The sequence below is a fragment of the Nocardiopsis sp. FIRDI 009 genome, from assembly GCF_003386285.1.
Lineage (GTDB): Bacteria > Actinomycetota > Actinomycetes > Streptosporangiales > Streptosporangiaceae > Nocardiopsis.
In genome coordinates this window covers 243,543-263,672 of the sequence record NZ_QPNC01000006.1, presented here as the reverse complement: position 1 = coordinate 263,672, position 20,130 = coordinate 243,543, and the positions used below count along the sequence as shown (strand labels likewise).

Below are 20,130 nucleotides of genomic sequence, written 5' to 3'. Positions count from 1 at the left end.
GGCCGTGAGATCACTCTTCGAGGTCGGTCTTCCTCTGGAAGTACTCCTCGCGGGAGATCTCACCGGTGGCGTACCGCCTCCGGAGTTCGGCCAGCGCGGGGTCCGGCGGTGACGGGTGCGAAGCGGCCGTGCCCCGGGAGCCCCCCGAGCGGCCCAGCCAGACCACGAGCGCCACCACGAGGACGATGACGGCCAGGGCGCCGAGGACCCAGACCCCCATCAGCCAGCCGCCCATCAGCCAGGGACCCGTCATCCAGGGGTGGGGTGGTCCCCACCCGTACGCGATCGTCGGGACGTCCACCAGGGTCTGCCACATGACCGCTCCTCACCCCGTCCGGGTGCGTGGCCGGCGCGGTGACCCCCGCGCCGGCCGCCCGGGCGCGTCCACCGACGGGACCGTTCCTCCTTCCACGCTACTCCCGGGGCCCGGGCCGGTCGCCAGCCCGGCTCCCCGGTGCGGGAACGGTCGGGGCACGCCCCGGAGGGGTCCGGAACGTGCCCTTCGCGGATCGTCGCCGCGGCGCGCTAGCCGCCGAGGACGGGGTAGTGGTCGGAGTAGTCCTCGTAGGTGTAGGAGCGGCCCCACGACCAGACCGTCCACGGTTCGCTGTGCACGTCGCGCGTCTCGTTGACGTAGGAGGCGGGCGCGGCGGAGTTGCGGATCGGCAGCACGTGGTCGAGGTGTTCCGACGGCCAGTCGGGGTAGTTGTAGCGGGCGATGGAGTTGGTCTCGGTGTCCCAGGAGTAGGGGGCGCCCACGAGGGTCGGCTCGACGGCGTCGAGCTGCTTGAGGGCCCGCTCCCACTCCTGGCTGCCGCCGACGATGTTCAGGTCACCGGCGAGGTAGACGGGTTCGTCGTCGGGGACGGTGGTGTCGATGAAGCCGCGGATCTGCCCCAGCTGGTGGGTGCGGATCTCCTGGTCCTCGCCGTCGGAGCAGGCGCTGTCCTCCGACTGCATGTGGGTGCCCACGACGTGCAGGGGGCCGTCGGGGGTGTCGAGCTCCACGTAGGCGAAGCCCTTGTTGGCGAACCAGTCGGCGCCGCAGGCGCGGGTGAAGATGTGCTGTTCCCGGCGGGTGATCGGCCACGTGCTGTGGATGCTCACGCCGCCGTTGGTCGTGGTGTAACCGCGGTAGCCCGAGGTCGCGTCCCAGCCGTCGCGGGAACGGCCGACCACGGGGGTGCCGTGCGGGTACTCCTCGGAGATCCCCTCGCGCAGGATGTCGGCCGAGGAGTTGTCGAACAGTTCCTGGAGCACCACGACGTCCTGGCCGGAGACGACGCCGTCCCGGACGATCAGGTCGGCGCGGATCGACTGGCCCCAGTTCGGGTACAGCGCGGTGGGCAGCAGGTAGGCGTTGTAGGTGGTGATGCGGGGAGCCCGTCCGTCGTCGGCCGAAGCGGGGACGGCCGTGACGAGGAGGGGGATGAGTGCGGCGAGAATCATGGGGGCAATTCGTCTGTACACGAGGGCACAGCCTGACCACCCCAGAACGCTAACCGGGCACCGCCGGGTTACTTGTCGGTAGCGAAAGCGTGGCCGTTGTACCCCTGTGACCTGTTCCTTCACCGAGGGTATGGGTGTGGTGCCCCTGCGTCCACGCCGCCGCCGGGGTCGGGCCCGCGCGCCGGTCCTCGGGACCGGTGCCGTCGGCGGCGAGGGTAAAGACCGTTCCCCGAAAGGACAATTCGCGCGGTCGTTTCGCGTTCGGCGCCCCGGGGTGGGCGACCGTCGAGGTACCCGTCGACCACCGATGACCCCGCGCGTACGCCCGGAACACCAGCCCGCCCGACGGTACCCACCCGGAAGGAACGGCCATGACACGGATCAGACCGACCACGGAGGACGGCCGGGCCAGGGGAACCCGTGCGCCGCGCCCCGGGCGGTGGCGGAGCGGGGGCGGTGCGCTGCTGCTGGCGGCCGTCGCGGTGGTCGTCCTGGGCGCCTTCGTCTCGGCCGCGGGGGCCGCACCCGCACCCGCCGCCCCCGCGCAGGAGGTGGACGCCGTGTCGACGGGGCGCTGGTGGTCGATCCTGCCGCCCGTGCTGGCGATCGGGCTCGCGCTCGCGACCCGGCAGATCCTGCCCGCCCTGTTCGCGGGCATCTGGCTGGGAGCGTGGCTCCTGGAGGGGCTGTCCCCGCTCGGTCTGCTGACCTCGCTGCTCGACTCGGCGAGTGTGTACACCGTCGAGGCGCTGGCCGACCCCGATCACGTGATGATCGTGGTGTTCACGCTGATGATCGGCGGTCTGGTGGGGGTGATCCGCAAGAACGGCGGCACCGACGGGATCGTGCGGGCGGTGACCCGGTGGGCCGGTACCCCGCGCGGGGGCCAGACCGTCACCGCGGGCCTGGGCGTGGCCGTCTTCTTCGACGACTACGCCAACACCCTGGTGGTCGGTAACACGATGCGCCCGATCCTGGACCGGCTGAACGTGTCCCGGGAGAAACTCGCCTACATCGTCGACTCCACGGCGGCGCCGGTGGCGACGCTCGCGCTGCTGTCGACCTGGATCGGCTTCCAGGTGGTGCTGATCGACGACGCCGTCGCCGGGACGGGACTGGCCATGAACGGGTTCGCGGTCTTCGTGGAGTCGCTGCGGTACGCGCTGTATCCGATCCTGGCGATCGTGTTCGTCTTCGCGGTCGCGCTGACGGGCCGGGACTTCGGTCCGATGCTGGCCGCCGAGCGTAGGGCGCGCTCCACGGGGGAGGTGCTGCGCCAGGGGTCCCACCTGGGTGTCGGGGAGGGCACGGAGGACGAACTGGCCCCGGCCGAGGAGACGCCGCGCAGGCTGCTCAACGCCCTCGTCCCGATCCTGGTCCTGGTCGCTGTCACGGTGGTCGGGCTGTTCGCCACCGGGGAGGGTGACACGGTCGTCGAGATCGTGGGGGACGGGGACCCGTTCTCGTCACTGCTGTGGGGGTCGCTCCTGGGGCTGATCGTGGCGGCCGTGATGAGCATGGGACAGCGGATCCTGAGCATGGGGGAGGCCGTCGACGCGTGGTTCGCGGGCCTCAAGTGCGTGCTGTACGTGGTCATCATCCTGACCCTGGCCTGGGCGCTGTCCGACCTCACCGCCCGGCTGGGCACCGCGGAGTTCATCGCGGGCACGCTCGGCGAGGCGATCCCGCTGTTCCTCCTCCCGGCCCTGCTGTTCGTGATCGCCGCGGCGGTGGCCTTCGCCACCGGGACGAGTTGGGGGACCATGGGCATCCTGACCCCGCTGGCGGTCCCGCTGGCCTGGGCCGCGCTGGAGGCCCGGGGGTTGGACGCGCCCGACGGCCACCCCATCCTGTTCGCCGCCGTCTCGACCATCCTCGCGGGTTCGGTGTGGGGCGACCACTGTTCGCCGATCTCCGACACCACGGTCATCTCCTCCCTGGCGTCCCAGTGCGACGTCATCGACCACGTGCGCACGCAGTTGCCGTACGCGCTGTTCGTGGCCGGGGTGGTGCTCGTGCTGGGGCTGCTCCCGGTCGGGCTCGGCCTGCCCTGGTGGGCGGCGCTGATCCTGTGCGCGGTGGCCGTCGTGGCCGGTCTGAGGTTCCTGGGGCGCAGGGTGGAGTGAGGCACGGCCGCGGGCTCAGGCGTGGGAGGGGGGCTCGCCCACCTGGCCGGACGGGGCCCGGCGCACCGCGTCGAGGTACTCCGACACCGCGTCCCTGTTGCGGGTCAGGCACTCGATACGTCTGGTCATCCGTTCCCGTTCCCGTTCCCGTTCCAGCATGGCCAGCATCTCCGGTGTCGCGTCGGAGAAGTGGATCGTTCGCGGCTTGTCCAGGCACGGCAGGATCTGCTTGATGATCCTGGTCGGAAGACCCGCGTCGAGCAGCCCCCTGATCTGTGTGACCCGGTCGACGAAACGCTCGTCGTACTCCCGGTACCCGTTGGGAAGGCGTTCGGGGACGATCAGTCCCTGCTCCTCGTAGTACCGGAGCAGGCGACGGGAGGCGCCGGTGCGTTCCGACAACTCACCGATGCGCATGTGGCACACCTCACTGTGGTCCGGATTGACCTTCACATAAGTGTGAGGGTCTGAGTATGCGGTCATGTCCACTGACAGCACACATCCACCGGCGAAAAGCACCGAAGGCCGGACACTTCCCGTCGCCGCGCTGTTGGCGCTCGCCACGGCGGTGTTCATCACCGTTGTGACGGAGACCCTGCCGGCGGGACTGCTGCCCGCGATGAGCGAGGACGTGGGGGTCGACGAATCCGCGATGGGGCAGGTCGTGACGGTCTACGCGATCGGCACCGCTCTCACCGCGATTCCCCTCACCGCAGCCACCGCTGGCTGGCGCCGCAGAAGACTCCTGGTGACCGCTGTGGCGGGTTTCGCTCTGGCTAATACCGTCACAGCATTCTCGGCGGACTACGTCCTGACCATGACGGCTCGCCTCGTCGCCGGTGTGGCGGCGGGGCTGGCGTGGGCGATGCTCGTCGGGTACGCGCGCCGTATGTCCCCCGAACACCTCCAGGGCAAAGCGATCGCGATCGTCATGGCGGGCATCCCCATCGCCCTGTCCCTCGGAGTGCCCGCCGGAACCTTCGTCGGCGGCTTCCTCGGCTGGCGCGTGACGTTCGCGATCATGACCGGCCTCGCTCTCGTGGCGATCGGCTGGATCCTCGTGGCCGCTCCCGACTTCCCCGGGGAGAAGTCGCGTCACCGCACCTCGGTTCTGCGGGCCCTCACCATTCCGGGCGTGGTCCCGGTCCTCGCCGTCACCCTCCTCTACGTGCTCGCGCACACGATCCTGTACACCTACATCGCCGCCTTCCTGGAGGGGGTCGACATGGGTGACCTCGTCGGCCTCGTACTCCTGGTCTTCGGCGCCACCTCCATGATCAGCATCTGGGTCGTGGGGTCGTTCATCGACCGCGGACTGAGGACGCTGACCGTCGCGGGTATCGTCCTCATCGGCGCGGCCGCCGTGGTCCTCGCGGTCCTGGCGCAGAGCCCCGTGATGGTGTACGCGGCCGTGGGGCTGTGGGGCCTCGGCTGGGGTGGTGTCCCCACGTTGTTGCAGACCGCGGCGGCCGACGCCGGAGGTGATCCCGCACAGGCCATGCTCGTCACCCTGTGGAACGTGGCGATGGCGGGCGGCGGAGTCGTCGGCGGCGTCCTCCTCGGCGTACTCGGCTTCGGCGCCTTCCCGTGGAGCGTGATCCTGCTCCTCGTTCCGGTGCTGCTCATCGTGCTCGCCGCACGGGCGCACGGCTTCCCCGCCAAGAACGCGGGCGTGCACGCGTCAGCGGCGATGTCGACGGTCCGTCGGGTGTCGCCCCCGGCCGAGTGAACGCGCGGAGGTGAGGAAGGGCGTGTGCCGGAGGAGCCCGGCGCACGCCCTGAGGTGAGTCGCGTCGTCGGGCGGACCCGAGGCGGGCCGAAGGGACCCCGCGAGGCGGAGACCCGTGTCCGGGGCCCCGGGGTTTCCGCCCGAACGAAGAAACGACCCGGCGAGGCGGCCGAGGGCCGCCGAGCAGGATCGTTCCGGAATGAAGTGGGCGATACAGGATTCGAACCTGTGACCTCTACCGTGTCAAGGTGGTCACGGCGTTGGGGCGACCCGCGTCGACAGGCATCCGTAGATCCCTCGGGCATCATGGAAGGGTGGTGGGGAGGGAGCCCCTCCGATGGCCACGATAGGTCGGCGTTGTGGCCTTACTTGTGCTCATGGGGGGAGCGTAGCGGTGGTGTTCTGTTCGCACATGTTCGAGTTTCGCGTTGTGCAACGGCGAACCTGAGTGGTGCACGGCCCCTGTCACTGCTATCTGGTGTTGCGGGAAGATAACGCTTGGCGTTGTCGCAGGTCATTTGCTGTGAGCCCCGCAGACGCGGGGATGGACCGGGCCTTCACTGATCGGTGGGTGGACTCCCGTAGTGAGCCCCGCAGACGCGGGGATGGACCGATCAGCGCGCCGGACAGCCCGGTGTACGCGGCGTGAGCCCCGCAGACGCGGGGATGGACCGTCGACCCACCAGCCTCGAACGCGGGATTCACGGTGAGCCCCGCAGACGCGGGGATGGACCGGAACGTGAGATCCTGATACGTAGGAACGCCCGGTGAGCCCCGCAGACGCGGGGATGGACCGCCATCCGCGCGAGGGAGGTCGCCCACACCAGCGTGAGCCCCGCAGACGCGGGGATGGACCGTCACCACCGGCCTTCGCACCGCGCCCGAGGCAGTGAGCCCCGCAGACGCGGGGATGGACCGTTGCGGGAAGACTTTGTTATTGGAGTCTGGACGTGAGCCCCGCAGACGCGGGGATGGACCGGTCGTCTCGACGGTGGTGGCGCTCCACACCCGGTGAGCCCCGCAGACGCGGGGATGGACCGCCATCTGGGACATGGGCCGTGTCCCCGACCCCGTGAGCCCCGCAGACGCGGGGATGGACCGCTCAATCGCGTCGGATAGGACATTCCATAGCTGTGAGCCCCGCAGACGCGGGGATGGACCGCCCGCCGGACCTCCCATCCGGCATCTGTCCCAGTGAGCCCCGCAGACGCGGGGATGGACCGTCGGCGCCGGCGACCACGATCCGCCACGACTGGTGAGCCCCGCAGACGCGGGGATGGACCGTCGATCGAGTCAAACAGATCCTCGATCTGGGGGTGAGCCCCGCAGACGCGGGGATGGACCGAACACCACCACCGGCACACCAGCCGCCTCCAAGTGAGCCCCGCAGACGCGGGGATGGACCGGCCGACCCCGAACAGCTCGGATGGTTCGGCAAGTGAGCCCGGCAGACGCGGGGATGGACCGCCAACGGGCGGCTCGAACTCTTACTGCATCGGGTGAGTTCCGCGGACGCGGGGGTGGGCCTCAGGTGTATCGACAGGTGTGCCCCCGCCGATCGGCGATCTGGAGCCCCTGCTGGCCCCCGTCGAGGTCGTGGTCATGTTCCACGTGGCACCCATGACGGTCACGTGGTGGGCCAGGTCGGGAAAGCTGTGTTCGTTCCGCACTCTGGGGGTGGCCACCGCCGCTACTGCGAGGCCGAGGTGCGTTCGTTCCTGAACGGAACCCCACGGGTCTGGCGACTGGCGGAGGTTGAAGCCTCGGGTCGTGGAACGACTGCACGGTCGGCTTCGCTGATCCCTGCCGCCGGGATCGACGCCGTGTCCGGTGATCCTGTGTGCCTGGAGTCCTGCTCCGGGTGCACGGGGGCTACGTGTTCGGGAGTGATTCGGTGGTGTCGCCTGTCGACCACGGGCCAGGAACCCAGGAACGCGGCAGGCCCTCGTTCTGGTGTCAGAGTACCTGGACACGACGAAAACGGGCTCCCGGGGGAGCCCGTTCCGAAGGTGATGCTGGTGGGCGATACAGGATTCGAACCTGTGACCTCTACCGTGTCAAGGTAGCGCTCTAACCAACTGAGCTAACCGCCCTCATCTGGGGGATGAGGTCCCACAGTGGAGCCGGAGACGGGAATCGAACCCGTGTGCAGGGATTTGCAGTCCCTTACCTAAGCCACTCGGACACTCCGGCAAGGAAGGGCACGAGGGCCTTGCTCCGACCCGTGCGGGCCTCCTCGAGCGGACGACGGGATTCGAACCCGCGACCCTCACCTTGGCAAGGTGATGCTCTACCAGCTGAGCCACGTCCGCGTGTGGTCCGAACGAATCCGGACCGGTGCGGTTCACCCGGGGAGGGAACCACACCTTTTCCGAGCGGACGACGGGATTCGAACCCGCGACCCTCACCTTGGCAAGGTGATGCTCTACCAGCTGAGCCACGTCCGCGCGGCGAGTTCTTCCGGTCCGGCCGGTCCTGCCGGCCGCCCCGCTCGCTGCGTTAAGAACTGTAGCGGATTCCTGGCCAAGCACGAAATCGGCTTTCCCCGGGCGTGCTTCCGCTCCCCCGCGGCGGTCCTCGCACCCGTGGCCCGCCCCGACGGCCCGCCCGGACGACCCTTCCTACTTCTCCACGTGCGCGGGGGTGGACGGCATGTCCGGGCGCGGCGGCGCCGAGAGGTACTGGCCGACCCTCTCGATCACCTTGTTCATCTCGTAGGCGATGAGGCCGACGTCGCTGTCGGCGTCCGACATCAGCGCCATGCAGGCACCCTCGCCCGCGGCGGCCACGAACAGGAAGGCGCGGTCCATCTCGATGATGCTCTGCCGGATGTCGCCCGCGGAGAACTGCCGGCTCGCTCCGCCCGCGAGGCTGTGCAGTCCCGAGGCGATCGCGGACAGGTGCTCCGCGGCCGGGCGTTCCAGCCCGCTGGAGGTGGCCATGAGGAGTCCGTCGGTGGACAGGACGATGGCGTGCTGCGTACCGGAGGCGCGGGTGAGGAGATCATCCAGCAGCCAGCTGAGTTCTCCACGTGCAGTGCTCGGTGGGGTCATGGCTCTCTTTTGCTCTGTCAGTCGGTCGGGCGTGACGGGGACCCGCGCGTGGTGCGCGGTTGACCTGCCCTGTGGGGGTGGCGGCCGACGGCGTGCACCGGTCCCGCATAAGCGTTGCCCAGATGATAGTCATTCGTAACTTATCTGTCCGGTCCGTCGACCGTGGCCGGGGTGGGCCGGAGTCGGGAGTCGACTCCGTGACCAGTCGTGATGCCGTGCGAATGGCGAATCAGAAAGCAGACCGGCGGCCGGTGCCGGACACGGGCCTTGCCAAGCGGCCGGCATCGCCGGTACGGGGACGTGGCCGCGTCCGGGGTGGTCGCGCCGCAGGTCGGGCGGGGGTGGCAGGATCGACGGTGTGGCATCGCCCGAGAGTGCGCGAGAGGACCTGGGGGTTGGGATGAAGGTGTGGATCGCCGGGGCCGGTTTCGGCCGCGGCACGGTCGTGGACGAGCGCGAGGCGCTCATCCCCGTGTTCGACCACGGCATCACGGTCGGCGACGGTGTCTTCGAGACGGTGCGCGCCCGGGAGGGGCGCCCGTTCGCGCTCACGCGGCACCTGCGCAGGCTCGCCCGCTCCGCCGGGGGCCTCGGCCTGGCCGAGCCCGACCTGGACCTGATCGCCGACGGGGTGACCCGGGCGCTGGCGGCCAACTCCGAGGTCACCGACGCGCGCGTGCGGATCACCGTCACCGACGGCGCCGGGCCGCTGGGCTCGGACCGCCTGCCGGGAGAGCAGACGGCGATCGTGGCCGTCAGCCCGTTTCCGACGATCCCGCCCACCGCCGATGTCGCCCTGTCGCCCTGGCCGCGCAACGAGTTCGGCGCGCTGGCGGGGCTGAAGACCACCTCCTACGCCGACAACGTGCGCGCGCTCGCCCACGCGAGGGAGCGGGGCGCCTCCGAGGCCGTCTTCCGCAACGTGAGCGGCAACCTGTGCGAGGGCACCGGCAGCAACGTCTTCGTGGTGCTGGACGGCAGGCTGGTCACCCCGCCGCTGTCGGCCGGGCCCCTGGCGGGGATCACGCGTGAGCTCGTCCTGGAGTGGTTCGGCGGCGAGGAGGAGGACGTCCCCATGGAACGCCTCCCCGAGGTCTCCGAGGCCTTCCTGACGTCCACCGGGCGCGACGTCCAGCCGATCCTGCGCGTCGACGGGCGCGAGATCTCCTCCGGGCCCGGTCCGATCACCACGAAGGCGCGCTCGGTGTTCCTGGAGCGCGCCGCGGCCGACATCGACCCCTGAGGGACCTCGGACACGACTGGGGGGACGGCGCCGACGGCGCCGTCCCCCCAGTCGTGTCGGGTGAGGGTCGGGTCAGGGGTTCAGGTGTCGCTGGATCTCCTCGTCCAGGTCCACGAACGTGGGCTCCTGGCCCGCGGGCACGATCTCGTACGTGCGGTGCAGGAACTCGGCCAGCGGCGAGACCTGGGTGTCGAACTCGGCCTGGCCGAAGGGGGAGGAGAGCGAGATACTCACGGTGCGCTCCCCGTTGTCGTCCTTGGAGGGCCACACGCGGACATCGCCCTCGCCCACCGGGCGCACGATGCCGACGGTGAGGAGTTCGCGGGCGAAGATCCACTCGACGGGGTCGTCCTCGCCGGTGTGGAAGGCGACCCGGATCGCGTACGGGTCGTCCGCGCTGTAGTCGAGTCGCGCGACCAGGGGCACCGAGGTGCGCTCGGGGACCACGAGCCGCAGGCCCAGCTCGGCGGTGGCAGTGGTGTCGCTACTGTTCATGTTCGCCAAACCTTTTCTCGTCCGGCCCTGCCGTTGCGGTGCGGGTCGGTTGCCGTCTCACTCGCTCCAACGCGGCCGTCCGCGGACTATGACGTGAGTACGGAGACTTTCTTGGTCGGGTGGGACCGGAGGCCGCGCTGTCCGCTCCTCGGGGCCAGCGTGCCGCATGGCGGCTGCCCGATCCTTCGTCACTGTAATGACCAGGGGAAACCAAAGATTTCCCAACGTCGGGTGGCCCACGTCACGCCAGAGTAATGAGGGAGGGTCCTCCGCGGGCTCCCCTGGGGCTGGATCTCCCTCCCACGGCGGGGATCCGGGCCACATCTTGGCAGGATCGGACGGGCGGCGGGGGTGAATGTGACCTCCGTCACATGTCTTGGCGGCCCCGGGGTGCGGACGGGTGCGCGGACCACCCCCGAACATGCGCTAGAGTCTTTCTTGTCCGGCCGACGGGGCGGACGGGGCAGCAGCCCGGAGGGCGATTAGCTCAGTTGGCTAGAGCGCGTCGTTCACACCGACGAGGTCACTGGTTCGAGTCCAGTATCGCCCACACACGCCAAGGGGCCGACTCCGTGGAAACGGGGTCGGCCCCTTCGTCGTCCGTGATCCGCGCGGTGCGCGCTCGGCGGGCTTCCGGCCGGGGCGAGGGCCGGGAGAGGCTGCGGAGGCCGTCCTAGTCGGGGTCGGGGGCGGTGAGGCCCTTCCTGGCCGCCCGCCGGGCGCGGAGGCGGCACAGGAGTTCGGCCTTGACGCGGTGGCCGTACCGTTCGGCGCGGCGGAACCACCTGCGCGCGGGGCGCAGGAGACGGTGGGCCCAGTGGAACTCCGTGCTCAGGATGAACAGGCCGAGGATGACCGAGGCCGCGCCGGGGCCGGGGAACACCAGCATGACGAGCCCGGCCACGATGACGAGGACCGCCACGGTGGTGACCGCGACGCGCCAGGTCAGGCGCAGGGCCGGGTGGGCGTGCATGTATCGCCGGAAGAGGCGGAGCCGAGCCCGCAGCCGCCGCCACCGGCGAACGCGAGCAGGGAAGGGGGATGTCTCCGGGGCCGACGGACCGTGGGAAGGGCTCGGTGACATGCGCTCACAGTATTCGGTCGAAGTGAGTGTTCAGATTCGGGTCGGATACGGGGGCGATCAGATGTCAGCTGATTCTCACCGATCTTCGGGGGTTGATCAATGCTCCACGGTGGGGGAGTCAACGATCTCGGGAATATCGTGACGATCCATGACAGATTCGGCGGGGATCGGTGATGGGGCTTCTTCCTCCTCCTTCGTGGGGATGTGTCTGGGGACCGCCCCACGTATCCGAAATCATGCGACCGAATCGAGCGCCCTGGCCGCCCGCCGGGCTGTGGACAACGCGAACCGGCGCGTACGCGGAGCCGATACCATCGGACGCGAAACGCCTGGCCGCCCGCCCGTGGCGGCCTCGGCGCCGACCACGAACCACGCATCCCTAGGAGTCACCGTGTCCGCCGCGCCTGAGCTGCACATCACCCTCGCCGGAACCCCGCGTGCGGTGGCGGCCACGACCACGGCGGGGCAGGCCCTGGAGGCCGACGGCAGGACCGTGATCGCGGCGATGGTCAACGGCGAGCCGCGCGACCTCGACCGCGAGCTGGCCGACGGCGACGTCGTCGAGCCGATCGCCATCGACTCCGAGGAGGGTCGGGCGATCCTCCGCCACTCCACCGCCCACGTCCTCGCCCAGGCGGTCCAGGAACTCTTCCCCGAGGCCAAACTGGGCATCGGCCCGCCCGTGGAGAACGGTTTCTACTACGACTTCGACGTCGCCGAGCCGTTCACCCCCGCCGATCTGAAGAGCATCGAGAAGAAGATGCAGCAGATCATCAAGCAGGGGCAGCGTTTCGACCGCCGGGTCGTCTCCGACGAGGAGGCCCGGGCCGAACTGGCCACCGAGCCGTACAAACTCGAACTCATCGGTATCAAGGGCAGCGACGCGGCCGAGGCCGCCGAGGGCGCCGGCGTCGAGGTCGGCGCGGGTGAGCTGACCATCTACGACAACGTCCACCCGCGCACCGGCGAGCAGTGCTGGAAGGACCTGTGCCGGGGCCCGCACCTGCCCACCACCAAGGTCATCCCGGCCTTCAAGCTCATGCGCACCGCCGCCGCCTACTGGCGGGGCAAGGAGACCAACCCGCAGCTCCAGCGCGTGTACGGCACCGCGTGGGAGAACAAGGACGCCCTCAAGGCGTACCTGACCTTCCTGGAGGAGGCGGAGAAGCGCGACCACCGCAAGCTCGGCTCGGAGCTTGACCTGTTCTCCATCCCGGACGAGATCGGGTCGGGCCTGGCGGTCTTCCACCCCAAGGGCGGGGTCATCCGCCGCGTGATGGAGGACTACTCGCGCAAGCGGCACGAGCAGGGCGGCTACGAGTTCGTCTACTCCCCGCACGCCACCAAGAGCACCCTGTTCGAGAAGTCGGGGCACCTGGACTGGTACGCGGACGGCATGTACCCCCCCATGCAGCTCGACGGCGGTCAGGACTACTACCTGAAGCCGATGAACTGCCCGATGCACAACCTGATCTTCGACGCGCGCGGGCGCTCCTACCGCGAGCTGCCGCTGCGCCTGTTCGAGTTCGGCACCGTGTACCGGTACGAGAAGTCCGGTGTGGTGCACGGCCTCACCCGCGCCCGGGGCTTCACCCAGGACGACGCGCACATCTACTGCACCAAGGAGCAGATGGCGGACGAGCTCGACTCGCTGCTGACCTTCGTGCTGGACCTGCTGCGCGACTACGGGCTCGACGACTTCTACCTGGAGCTGTCCACCAAGGACCCGGAGAAGTACATCGGCGACGACCACGTGTGGGCGGAGGCCACCGAGACCCTGCGCCAGGCCGCCGAGAAGCAGGGCCTGGAGTTGGTCATGGACCCCGGCGGCGCCGCGTTCTACGGCCCGAAGATCTCGGTGCAGGCCAAGGACGCCATCGGCCGGACCTGGCAGATGTCCACCATCCAGCTGGACTTCAACCTGCCCGAGCGCTTCGACCTGGAGTACACCGCCGCGGACGGTTCCCGTCAGCGTCCGGTGATGATCCACCGCGCCCTGTTCGGCTCCATCGAGCGGTTCTTCGCCGTCCTCCTGGAGCACTACGCCGGCGCCTTCCCGGCGTGGCTGTCCCCGGTCCAGGTCGTCGGCATCCCGATCGCCGACGAGCACGTCCCCTACCTGCGCGAGGTCGAGGCCAAGCTGCGGGCCGAGGGAATCCGGGTCGAGGTGGACGCCAGCGACGACCGGATGCAGAAGAAGATCCGCAACGCCCAGAAGCAGAAGGTGCCCTTCATGCTGCTGGCCGGTGACGAGGACATCAGCAAGAACGCCGTGTCGTTCCGCTACCGCGACGGGTCGCAGAACAACGGGGTGCCGATCGACGAGGCGGTGGCCGAGATCGTGGCCGCCGTCCGCGAGCGCCGTTAGCGGACTCCCGCCGAGGAGAGGACACGGCGGGGCGCCACCGGGCCGGGGCGCGGTTGGGCGCCTCCCCGCGGCGCGGACCCCGGCCCCACACGTGTGAACGCCCACCCGGATCGACCCGGGTGGGCGTTCGTCGTTCCCGAGGGCCGCCGCTGAGGGACCGACCGGTGCTGGGAACCGGGGACGGGACATCATCGGGTGTGCCCGAGGAAATCGTGTCCGAGGTTTTAGGCCGCGCGTCGGCCCTCTCGTCCGGGGCGGTTAGCGCTCGGACCGGGGAGCCAACGGCTCGTCGTCCCTGAAGAGCTCCTCACGGGAGATCTGGGCCGTGGCGTTGGGGTCCGGTGCGGTCCGCTCCTCCTCGTCGTCCCTGAAGAGCTCCTCGCGGGAGATGTGGTGCGTGGCGTTGGGGTCACTCATGGGGGTGGTACTCCTTGTGCGTTGGGGCAAGCCGGATTTTATCTCGCCTTCACGCCTGGTACGGCATGTTCCGTCCCGCGCACACACGGTTCTGGCGTGGTCGGCCGCTGCTCAACGGCCGGTCGGACGTTCATGCCACACCGCCGCCGGAACCCGGTCCAGGAGGTCGATGAGGTAGTCGGCCGCGGTGAGCGCCCGATCCGGGTCCAGTCGCATGGGCGCCCAGGTCAGGACGTGGTCGCCGGAGAACCGGACCGGAAGGGACCGGGAACGGGTGTCGGCCAGCAGCCAGGCCCTGGTGGACCGGTCCAGGACCGCGTGGGTGAACGCGGCGTCGCTGCCGAAGGTGTGGAAGGCCAGCTCGAACAGGGTGTCGGTCGGGTCGCTGTCGGCGGTGGCGGACCGGGGCGCCACGCGTCGGCGGATCTCCAGCTCGGCGTTGGGACCCGGTGTGCGCACGGCCACGATCCGGTAGGTGTGCCGTGACCGGCCGGTGCCCCGCCGGTCGCTCGCCGACGCGGCGTGCGTGTACTCGAACGCGGTCACCAGGTGGGCCCCACGCCGCCCGGTGAGCACGTGCTGGGAACGCGCGTGCTGGCCGTGGACGGCGCGGGGGAGCACCGTGCCCTCCAGCGGTCGCGGATGGTGGTCGGTGTAGTGCCAGCCGTGCTCGCGGGCCCAGGAGCGCAGCTCGGCCGCACGGTCCTTGCGGAAATGCGCGGCGACCGCGATCGCGCCCGCCGACACCACGACGGCCACCAGCGCGATCACCGACAGAGCGCCTTCCATCCGGTGTCTCCTCCGGCCGGGGAACGTGGAACGGCCTCGTCACCCGTGGCGGGGCCGCTGCGCGCGGTTCGGGTGCGGGACCCGATATCAGGGGGTCCGGCCGTGCGAGTCCATTCTGTGCTGATCGCGGGTACTTGTCACCCCTTCCGGTCGCCCCTCCGACGGTCCCGGCGTTCCCGTGCGCCCCGGTGGCGTCCCGGCCGCGCGCGTACTCCGCCGAGCACCGGCGCCACCAGAGCCCCGCGCTCCACCAGCGATCGGATGACCACCGCCATGACCAGCGCCTTCGCGCCCCCGCCCGTCGAGCGCCCGGTGGCTGGTGCGCACCGTGCGCACTGTGCGCTCACCTCGGCCACACGGGGGGCGAGGGTTGTCCGGAACCGGCCACGAACCATGTCCGAACGCCCCTGGCGGGGAGGACCGCAGGCGCCCACGGCACCGTACCCGCGGTCCCCGGGAGCCCCCTCCCGGGGACCGCGTCCTCCGATCAGGCCGGAAGGCCCAGCTCACGGGCGATGAGCATCTTCTGCACCTCGCTGGTGCCCTCGCCGATCTCCAGGATCTTGGCGTCCCGGTAGAACCGGCCCACCGGGTACTCGTTCATGAACCCGTACCCGCCGAACACCTGCGTGGCGTCGCGCGCGTTGTCCATCGCGGCGTTGGAGGCCACCAGCTTGGCGATCGCCGCCTCCTTCTTGAACGGTTCGCCCGCCAGCATCCGGGACGCGGCGTCGTAGTAGGCCAGCCGCGCCGTGTGCGCCCGCGCCTCCATCTCGGCGATCTTGAACTGGATCGCCTGGTAGTGCCCGATGTGGTGCCCGAACGCGCTCCGCTCGTGGGAGTAGCGCACGCTCTCGTCCACGCAGCCCTGGGCGAGCCCCACCGACAGTGCCGCGATCGCGATGCGCCCCTCGTCGAGGATCCGCAGGAACTGCGCGTACCCCCGCCCGCGCTCACCCACCAGGTTGGCCTCCGGCACGCGGCAGTCCTCGAACACCAGCTCGTTGGTGTCGGAGGCGTTCCACCCCACCTTCGAGTACTTCTGCCCGACCGTGAACCCCGGCGTCCCCGCGGGCACCAGGATCGACGAGATCTCCGGCCTCCCGTCCTCGCGCCGACCCGTCACCGCCGTCACCGTCACCAGCGCCGTGATGTCGGTCCCCGAGTTGGTGATGAACGACTTGGTCCCGTTGATCACCCACTCGCCGCCCTCCAGGCGCGCCGTGGTCTTGGTCGCGCCCGCGTCCGAACCGCCGTCCGGCTCGGTCAGCCCGAACGCCCCCAGCGCCGCGCCCGAGCACAGCCCGGGCAGGTAGGTCTTGCGCTGCTCCTCGGTACCGAACCGGAAGATCGGCATCGCGCCCAGCGACACCCCCGCCTCCAGTGTGATCGCCACCGACGAGTCGACCCGGGCCAGCTCCTCCAGGGCCAGGCACAGGGCGAAGTAGTCCCCGCCCATCCCCCCGTACTCCTCCGGGAACGGCAGCCCGAACAGCCCCATCCGTCCCATCTTGGCGATGATCTCGTATGGGAAGGCGTCCCTGTCGTAGTAGTCGCCGATCACGGGCGCGACCTCGGAGCGGGCGAACTCCTCCACGGCGGCCCGCAGGTCCGCGTGCTCGGTCGACAGCTCATGGCGGTTCATCGTGTGGTCTCCTCGCTGGTGGCGGGGTCGGACGGGGCGGCCGCGGTGGCCTCCGCCCCGTCGGGTGTGACGGTCACCAGGGCGGCGTCCATCGGTACGGACGCGCCCGGCCGGACCGCCACGTCGGTGACGGTCCCGTCGATCGGGGAGGGCACGGAGTGCTCCATCTTCATGGCCTCGACGACGGCCAGTGCCGTGCCAGCGGTGACGTGCTGACCCACCTCGACCGGGACGGCGAGCACCGTGCCCGGCATGGGGCTGCGCACGGTGCCGTCGGCGGCGGCCTCGTCGTCGCGCAGGGCGGCGGCCACCGGTTCCTCGTGCAGGGTCCACACCACGCCGTCGGCGCCCAGCCAGCGGTGGGCGGTGGCCGTGTCGTGGGCGCGGACGTAGCAGCGCGTCCGCCCCGCGTGGGTGACGGTCAGCCGCCCGCCGTCGGGCGAGCGGTGGGCCCGGGCGGCGACCGGCGCGCCTTCCGCCACCCGGACCTGGTACGACCCGGCCGCCACGCGGCGCACGTACACCACCGCCGAGTCGTGCCGGGGCGCGCGCAGCCGCCACCGCGTCCAGGCGGGTCCGCCCATCCGCCACCCGTCGGGGACGGCGAACCGGTCGGCCGTCGCGGCGGGCTCCAGGTCGAGCTGGTGGTCCAGGGCGGCGGCCACGTACACCTCCTCCGGCACGCGGTCGGGCGAGGTCTCGGGGGGGTCGGTCTCGATCAGGTCGGTGCTCAGGTCCCCGGCCACGACGCGGGGGTGGCGGAGCAGGCGCCGCAGGTAGGCGGTGTTGGTGACGCAGCCCAGCAGCAGGTACCCGGCCAGGGCCGCGTCCATCCGGCGCAGCGCCTGGGCGCGGTCGGGCCCCCACGTGACCACCTTGGCGAGCATGGGGTCGAAGGCGGAGGTCACCTCGCCGCCCTCGGCGATCCCCGAGTCCACCCGAACCCCCTCGCCGGAGGGCTCGGACAGGGCCAGGATCGGCCCGCCGCTCGGCAGGAAGCCCCGGTCGGCGTCCTCGGCGTAGATCCGCGACTCCACCGCGTGCCCCTCGAAGCCCACGTCCTGCTGACCGAACGGCAGCGGTTCGCCCAGGGCCACGCGCACCTGGAGTTCGACGAGGTCGACGCCGCGTACGCCGCCGATCGCCACGACCTCCTCGGTGACCGGGTGTTCGACCTGGAGGCGGGTGTTCATCTCCAGGAACGAGAAGGACAGCTCGCCGTCGTCCCCGGACTCGGCGATGAACTCGACCGTGCCCGCCCCCTCGTAGCCGCACGCCCGGGCGGCGGCGACCGCGGCCTGACCCATCCGCTCCCGCTGGGCTTCGGTGAGCAGCGGGGAGGGCGCCTCCTCGACCACCTTCTGGTGGCGGCGTTGCAGGCTGCACTCGCGCTCGCCCAGGTGGACGACGTTGCCGTGCCCGTCGGCCAGCACCTGGACCTCGATGTGCCGTGGGCGTTGGACCAGGCGTTCCACGAGCAGCGTGGCGTCCCCGAACGAGGCCAGCGCCTCCCGGCGCGCCGCCGCGGCGTCGGCCAGCAGCGTGTCGGGGGAGTGGACGGCGCGCATCCCCTTGCCGCCCCCGCCCGCCGAGGGTTTGATGAGCAGCGGGTAACCCGTGGACTCGGCCGCCACCACCAGTTCCTCGTCCGACAGCGGACGGCCGGGCTTCTCGGTGAACCCGCCCAGGACGGGCACCCCGGCGGCGGCGACGGTGTCCTTGGCGCGGATCTTGTCGCCCATCGCCTCGATCGCCGAGGCGGGCGGGCCGACGAACACCAGACCGGCGTCCGCGCAGGCCCGGGCGAAACCGGCGTTCTCGGACAGGAACCCGTAGCCGGGGTGGACCATCGTCGCCCCCGCCTCCAGGGCGGCGGCGACGATCGCGGGGGCGTCCAGGTAGCCGTCGACCCGCAGGGCCCGGTCGGCGGCCAGGGTGTGCGGCGCGTCGGCGTCGGCGTCGGTGTACACCGCCACCGACCCGATTCCCATCCGCCGCAGCGTGCGCAGGATTCTCAGGGCGATCTCACCCCGGTTGGCGACGAGCACGATCGCCGTGGGTACTGAGGTCGTGGTCACGGGTTCCTCACATCCGGAAGACGCCGTAGCCCACCGGCTCCAGCGGCGCGTGGCGGGCGGCGGACAGGGCCATGGCGAGCACCTCGCGGGTGTCGACGGGGTCGATGACGCCGTCGTCCCACAGGCGGGCGGTGGAGTAGTAGGGGCTGCCCTGCTCCTCGTACTGGTCGCGGATGGGCGCCTTGAACGCCTCCTCGTCCTCGGCCGACCACTCCTCGCCCCGGGCGGCCAGCTGGTCGCGGCGGACGGTGGAGAGCACGGAGGCGGCCTGTTCGCCGCCCATCACCGAGATCCGGGCGTTGGGCCACATCCACAGGAACCGGGGGGAGTAGGCGCGGCCGCACATGCTGTAGTTGCCCGCCCCGAAGGAGCCGCCGATGACCACGGTGAACTTGGGGACGCGGGCGCAGGCCACGGCGGTGACCATCTTCGCGCCGTGTTTGGCGATCCCGCCCGCCTCGTAGTCGCGGCCGACCATGAACCCGGAGATGTTCTGGAGGAAGACCAGGGGGATGCCGCGGCGGTCGCACAGTTCGATGAAGTGGGCGCCCTTGAGCGCCGACTCGGCGAACAGGATCCCGTTGTTGGCCACGATGCCGACCGGGTGTCCGTGCAGGTGCGCGAACCCGGTGACCAGGGTCGTGCCGTACTCGGCCTTGAACTCGGTGAACTCGCTGCCGTCGACGATCCGGCCGATGACCTCGCGCACGTCGTAGGGGGTGCGGGTGTCGGAGGGCACCACCCCGTACAGCTCCTGCGGGTCCAGCGCGGGCGGGCGCGGGTCGCGTGTCTCCCAGGCCGGGGGGTCGGGCGGCCCCAGGGTGTCGGCGATGCGCCGCACGAGGGCGAGGGCGTGGGCGTCGTCGTCGGCCAGGTGGTCGGTGACGCCGGAGACCCGGGAGTGCAGGTCGCCGCCGCCCAGCTCCTCGGCCGTGACGACCTCGCCGGTGGCGGCCCTGACCAGTGGGGGGCCGCCCAGGAAGATCGTGCCCTGCTCGCGGACGATGACCGCCTCGTCGCTCATCGCCGGGACGTAGGCGCCCCCGGCGGTGCACGATCCCAGCACGGCCGCGATCTGCGGGATGCCGAGCCTGGACATGGTGGCCTGGTTGTAGAAGATCCGCCCGAAGTGTTCGCGGTCGGGGAAGACCTCGTCCTGCATCGGCAGGAAGGCGCCCCCGGAGTCGGCGAGGTAGACGCACGGCAGGCGGTTGTGCAGCGCCACCTCCTGCGCGCGCAGGTGTTTCTTGACCGTCATCGGGTAGTAGCTGCCGCCCTTGACCGTGGCGTCGTTGGCGACCACGACCACCGGGCGGCCGGCCACCCGGCCGACGCCCGCGATCATCCCCGCCCCGGGCGCGTCCTGCCCGTCCTTCCCGTACAGGCCGTAGGCGGCCAGCGGGGAGATCTCCAGGAACGGGGAGCCGGGGTCGAGGAGGAGGTCGACGCGGTCGCGCGGCAGCAGCTTGCCGCGTTCGACGTGGCGTGCCCGGGTCTTCTCCGGGCCGCCCAGGGCCGCGGTGGCGATCCGCTCCCGCAGCTCCAGGGCGAGGGCGCGGTTCGCCGCGTCGTTGGCGGCGAACGCGGGCCCGGCGGTGTCGACCGCCGAACCGAGCACGGATGCCCTGCTCATGGTGTCCTCTCGTGGAGGGAT

15 protein-coding genes, 5 tRNA genes and 1 CRISPR repeat array are annotated in these 20,130 nt (G+C 70.8%); of the genes, 5 read left to right on the top strand and 15 right to left on the bottom strand.

Translation table 11 applies throughout. The features are described from left to right. Nucleotides 1-10: 10 nt before the first annotated feature. The gene (locus DVR05_RS04500; protein WP_369974496.1) at nucleotides 11-316 is read right to left on the bottom strand and encodes an SHOCT domain-containing protein; all 306 of its coding nucleotides are present in this window, start codon (nucleotides 314-316) and stop codon (nucleotides 11-13) included. A 209-nt stretch (nucleotides 317-525) separates the two neighbouring features. Continuing rightward, nucleotides 526-1,449, bottom strand: a complete 924-nt coding sequence (sph, locus tag DVR05_RS04495; protein ID WP_116244523.1) for a sphingomyelin phosphodiesterase — start codon at nucleotides 1,447-1,449, stop codon at nucleotides 526-528. Nucleotides 1,450-1,820: 371 nt separating this feature from the next. Here sph and DVR05_RS04490 point away from each other — a divergent pair, with 371 nt between their 5' ends. Continuing rightward, a complete protein-coding gene (locus tag DVR05_RS04490; protein ID WP_116244522.1) occupies nucleotides 1,821-3,575 on the top strand; it encodes a Na+/H+ antiporter NhaC family protein in 1,755 nt (584 codons plus the stop codon). Nucleotides 3,576-3,590: 15 nt separating this feature from the next. Here the strand turns inward: DVR05_RS04490 and DVR05_RS04485 are convergent, their stop codons facing one another. Then, nucleotides 3,591-3,992, bottom strand: coding sequence for a MerR family transcriptional regulator (locus DVR05_RS04485; RefSeq protein ID WP_116244566.1), 402 nt, complete (start codon nucleotides 3,990-3,992; stop codon nucleotides 3,591-3,593). A gap of 64 nt (nucleotides 3,993-4,056) precedes the next feature. Here DVR05_RS04485 and DVR05_RS04480 point away from each other — a divergent pair, with 64 nt between their 5' ends. Beyond that, nucleotides 4,057-5,304 (top strand): MFS transporter, encoded by a 1,248-nt coding sequence (locus DVR05_RS04480; protein ID WP_116244521.1) that lies wholly within the window; start codon nucleotides 4,057-4,059, stop codon nucleotides 5,302-5,304. Nucleotides 5,305-5,827: 523 nt separating this feature from the next. Continuing rightward, nucleotides 5,828-6,832: direct repeats of the CRISPR family, unit length 29 nt; unit sequence GTGAGCCCCGCAGACGCGGGGATGGACCG. A gap of 488 nt (nucleotides 6,833-7,320) precedes the next feature. Here the strand turns inward: DVR05_RS04480 and DVR05_RS04470 are convergent. The 5 genes from DVR05_RS04470 to DVR05_RS04450 form a co-directional block, all read right to left on the bottom strand. Then, nucleotides 7,321-7,397: transfer RNA gene (locus tag DVR05_RS04470), tRNA-Val, on the bottom strand. 25 nt (nucleotides 7,398-7,422) lie between these two features. After that, nucleotides 7,423-7,497, bottom strand: a tRNA-Cys gene (locus DVR05_RS04465). Nucleotides 7,498-7,543: 46 nt separating this feature from the next. Continuing rightward, a tRNA-Gly gene (locus DVR05_RS04460) sits at nucleotides 7,544-7,616 on the bottom strand. 62 nt (nucleotides 7,617-7,678) lie between these two features. Further along, nucleotides 7,679-7,751: transfer RNA gene (locus DVR05_RS04455), tRNA-Gly, on the bottom strand. A 174-nt stretch (nucleotides 7,752-7,925) separates the two neighbouring features. Beyond that, on the bottom strand, nucleotides 7,926-8,357 hold the full coding sequence (locus DVR05_RS04450; RefSeq protein ID WP_116244520.1) for a roadblock/LC7 domain-containing protein: 432 nt from the start codon (nucleotides 8,355-8,357) through the stop codon (nucleotides 7,926-7,928). Between the two features lie 400 nt (nucleotides 8,358-8,757). Here DVR05_RS04450 and DVR05_RS04445 point away from each other — a divergent pair, with 400 nt between their 5' ends. Beyond that, a complete protein-coding gene (locus tag DVR05_RS04445) occupies nucleotides 8,758-9,600 on the top strand; it encodes an aminotransferase class IV (protein ID WP_116244519.1) in 843 nt (280 codons plus the stop codon). A gap of 72 nt (nucleotides 9,601-9,672) precedes the next feature. Here DVR05_RS04445 and DVR05_RS04440 read toward each other — a convergent pair whose 3' ends face one another. Next, entirely contained in the window at nucleotides 9,673-10,095 is a 423-nt protein-coding gene (locus DVR05_RS04440; RefSeq protein WP_116244518.1) for an SsgA family sporulation/cell division regulator, read from the bottom strand. A 476-nt stretch (nucleotides 10,096-10,571) separates the two neighbouring features. Here DVR05_RS04440 and DVR05_RS04435 point away from each other — a divergent pair. Next, nucleotides 10,572-10,645: transfer RNA gene (locus tag DVR05_RS04435), tRNA-Val, on the top strand. A gap of 123 nt (nucleotides 10,646-10,768) precedes the next feature. Here DVR05_RS04435 and DVR05_RS04430 read toward each other — a convergent pair. Then, complete coding sequence (locus tag DVR05_RS04430; RefSeq protein ID WP_198659036.1) at nucleotides 10,769-11,068, bottom strand: PGPGW domain-containing protein; 300 nt, start codon at nucleotides 11,066-11,068, stop codon at nucleotides 10,769-10,771. A gap of 502 nt (nucleotides 11,069-11,570) precedes the next feature. Between DVR05_RS04430 and thrS the strand changes: the two genes are divergently transcribed. Then, entirely contained in the window at nucleotides 11,571-13,547 is a 1,977-nt protein-coding gene (gene thrS, locus DVR05_RS04425) for a threonine--tRNA ligase (protein WP_116244517.1), read from the top strand. A 258-nt stretch (nucleotides 13,548-13,805) separates the two neighbouring features. Here thrS and DVR05_RS26900 read toward each other — a convergent pair whose 3' ends face one another. From DVR05_RS26900 to DVR05_RS04405, 5 genes are all read right to left on the bottom strand, one after another. Continuing rightward, complete coding sequence (locus DVR05_RS26900) at nucleotides 13,806-13,964, bottom strand: hypothetical protein (RefSeq protein ID WP_198659035.1); 159 nt, start codon at nucleotides 13,962-13,964, stop codon at nucleotides 13,806-13,808. 111 nt (nucleotides 13,965-14,075) lie between these two features. Then, nucleotides 14,076-14,753 (bottom strand): hypothetical protein, encoded by a 678-nt coding sequence (locus DVR05_RS04420; protein ID WP_116244516.1) that lies wholly within the window; start codon nucleotides 14,751-14,753, stop codon nucleotides 14,076-14,078. 487 nt (nucleotides 14,754-15,240) lie between these two features. Next, a complete protein-coding gene (locus tag DVR05_RS04415) occupies nucleotides 15,241-16,398 on the bottom strand; it encodes an acyl-CoA dehydrogenase family protein (protein WP_116244515.1) in 1,158 nt (385 codons plus the stop codon). Continuing rightward, nucleotides 16,395-18,389 carry a biotin carboxylase N-terminal domain-containing protein gene (locus DVR05_RS04410; RefSeq protein WP_232831980.1) on the bottom strand — a complete coding sequence of 665 codons (1,995 nt, stop codon included), beginning with the start codon at nucleotides 18,387-18,389 and terminating at the stop codon, nucleotides 16,395-16,397. Before DVR05_RS04410 ends, DVR05_RS04415 begins: the two co-directional genes overlap by 4 nt. A gap of 94 nt (nucleotides 18,390-18,483) precedes the next feature. After that, on the bottom strand, nucleotides 18,484-20,094 hold the full coding sequence (locus tag DVR05_RS04405) for a carboxyl transferase domain-containing protein (protein WP_116244513.1): 1,611 nt from the start codon (nucleotides 20,092-20,094) through the stop codon (nucleotides 18,484-18,486). Between the last annotated feature and the right edge of the window lie 36 nt (nucleotides 20,095-20,130).

Excerpts from the sequence above, each read along its gene's own strand:
- DVR05_RS04500 (WP_369974496.1), bottom strand. The coding sequence starts at position 316 with ATGTGGCAGACCCTGGTGGACGTCCCGACGATCGCGTACGGGTGGGGA.
- DVR05_RS04480 (WP_116244521.1), top strand. The coding sequence starts at position 4,057 with ATGTCCACTGACAGCACACATCCACCGGCGAAAAGCACCGAAGGCCGG.
- DVR05_RS04415 (WP_116244515.1), bottom strand. The coding sequence starts at position 16,398 with ATGAACCGCCATGAGCTGTCGACCGAGCACGCGGACCTGCGGGCCGCC.
- DVR05_RS04420 (WP_116244516.1), bottom strand. The coding sequence starts at position 14,753 with ATGGAAGGCGCTCTGTCGGTGATCGCGCTGGTGGCCGTCGTGGTGTCG.
- DVR05_RS04410 (WP_232831980.1), bottom strand. The coding sequence starts at position 18,389 with ATGGGAATCGGGTCGGTGGCGGTGTACACCGACGCCGACGCCGACGCG.
- sph (WP_116244523.1), bottom strand. The coding sequence starts at position 1,449 with ATGATTCTCGCCGCACTCATCCCCCTCCTCGTCACGGCCGTCCCCGCT.
- DVR05_RS04445 (WP_116244519.1), top strand. The coding sequence starts at position 8,758 with ATGAAGGTGTGGATCGCCGGGGCCGGTTTCGGCCGCGGCACGGTCGTG.
- DVR05_RS04430 (WP_198659036.1), bottom strand. The coding sequence starts at position 11,068 with ATGCACGCCCACCCGGCCCTGCGCCTGACCTGGCGCGTCGCGGTCACC.
- DVR05_RS04440 (WP_116244518.1), bottom strand. The coding sequence starts at position 10,095 with ATGAACAGTAGCGACACCACTGCCACCGCCGAGCTGGGCCTGCGGCTC.
- DVR05_RS04485 (WP_116244566.1), bottom strand. The coding sequence starts at position 3,992 with ATGCGCATCGGTGAGTTGTCGGAACGCACCGGCGCCTCCCGTCGCCTG.
- DVR05_RS04490 (WP_116244522.1), top strand. The coding sequence starts at position 1,821 with ATGACACGGATCAGACCGACCACGGAGGACGGCCGGGCCAGGGGAACC.
- DVR05_RS26900 (WP_198659035.1), bottom strand. The coding sequence starts at position 13,964 with ATGAGTGACCCCAACGCCACGCACCACATCTCCCGCGAGGAGCTCTTC.
- DVR05_RS04450 (WP_116244520.1), bottom strand. The coding sequence starts at position 8,357 with ATGACCCCACCGAGCACTGCACGTGGAGAACTCAGCTGGCTGCTGGAT.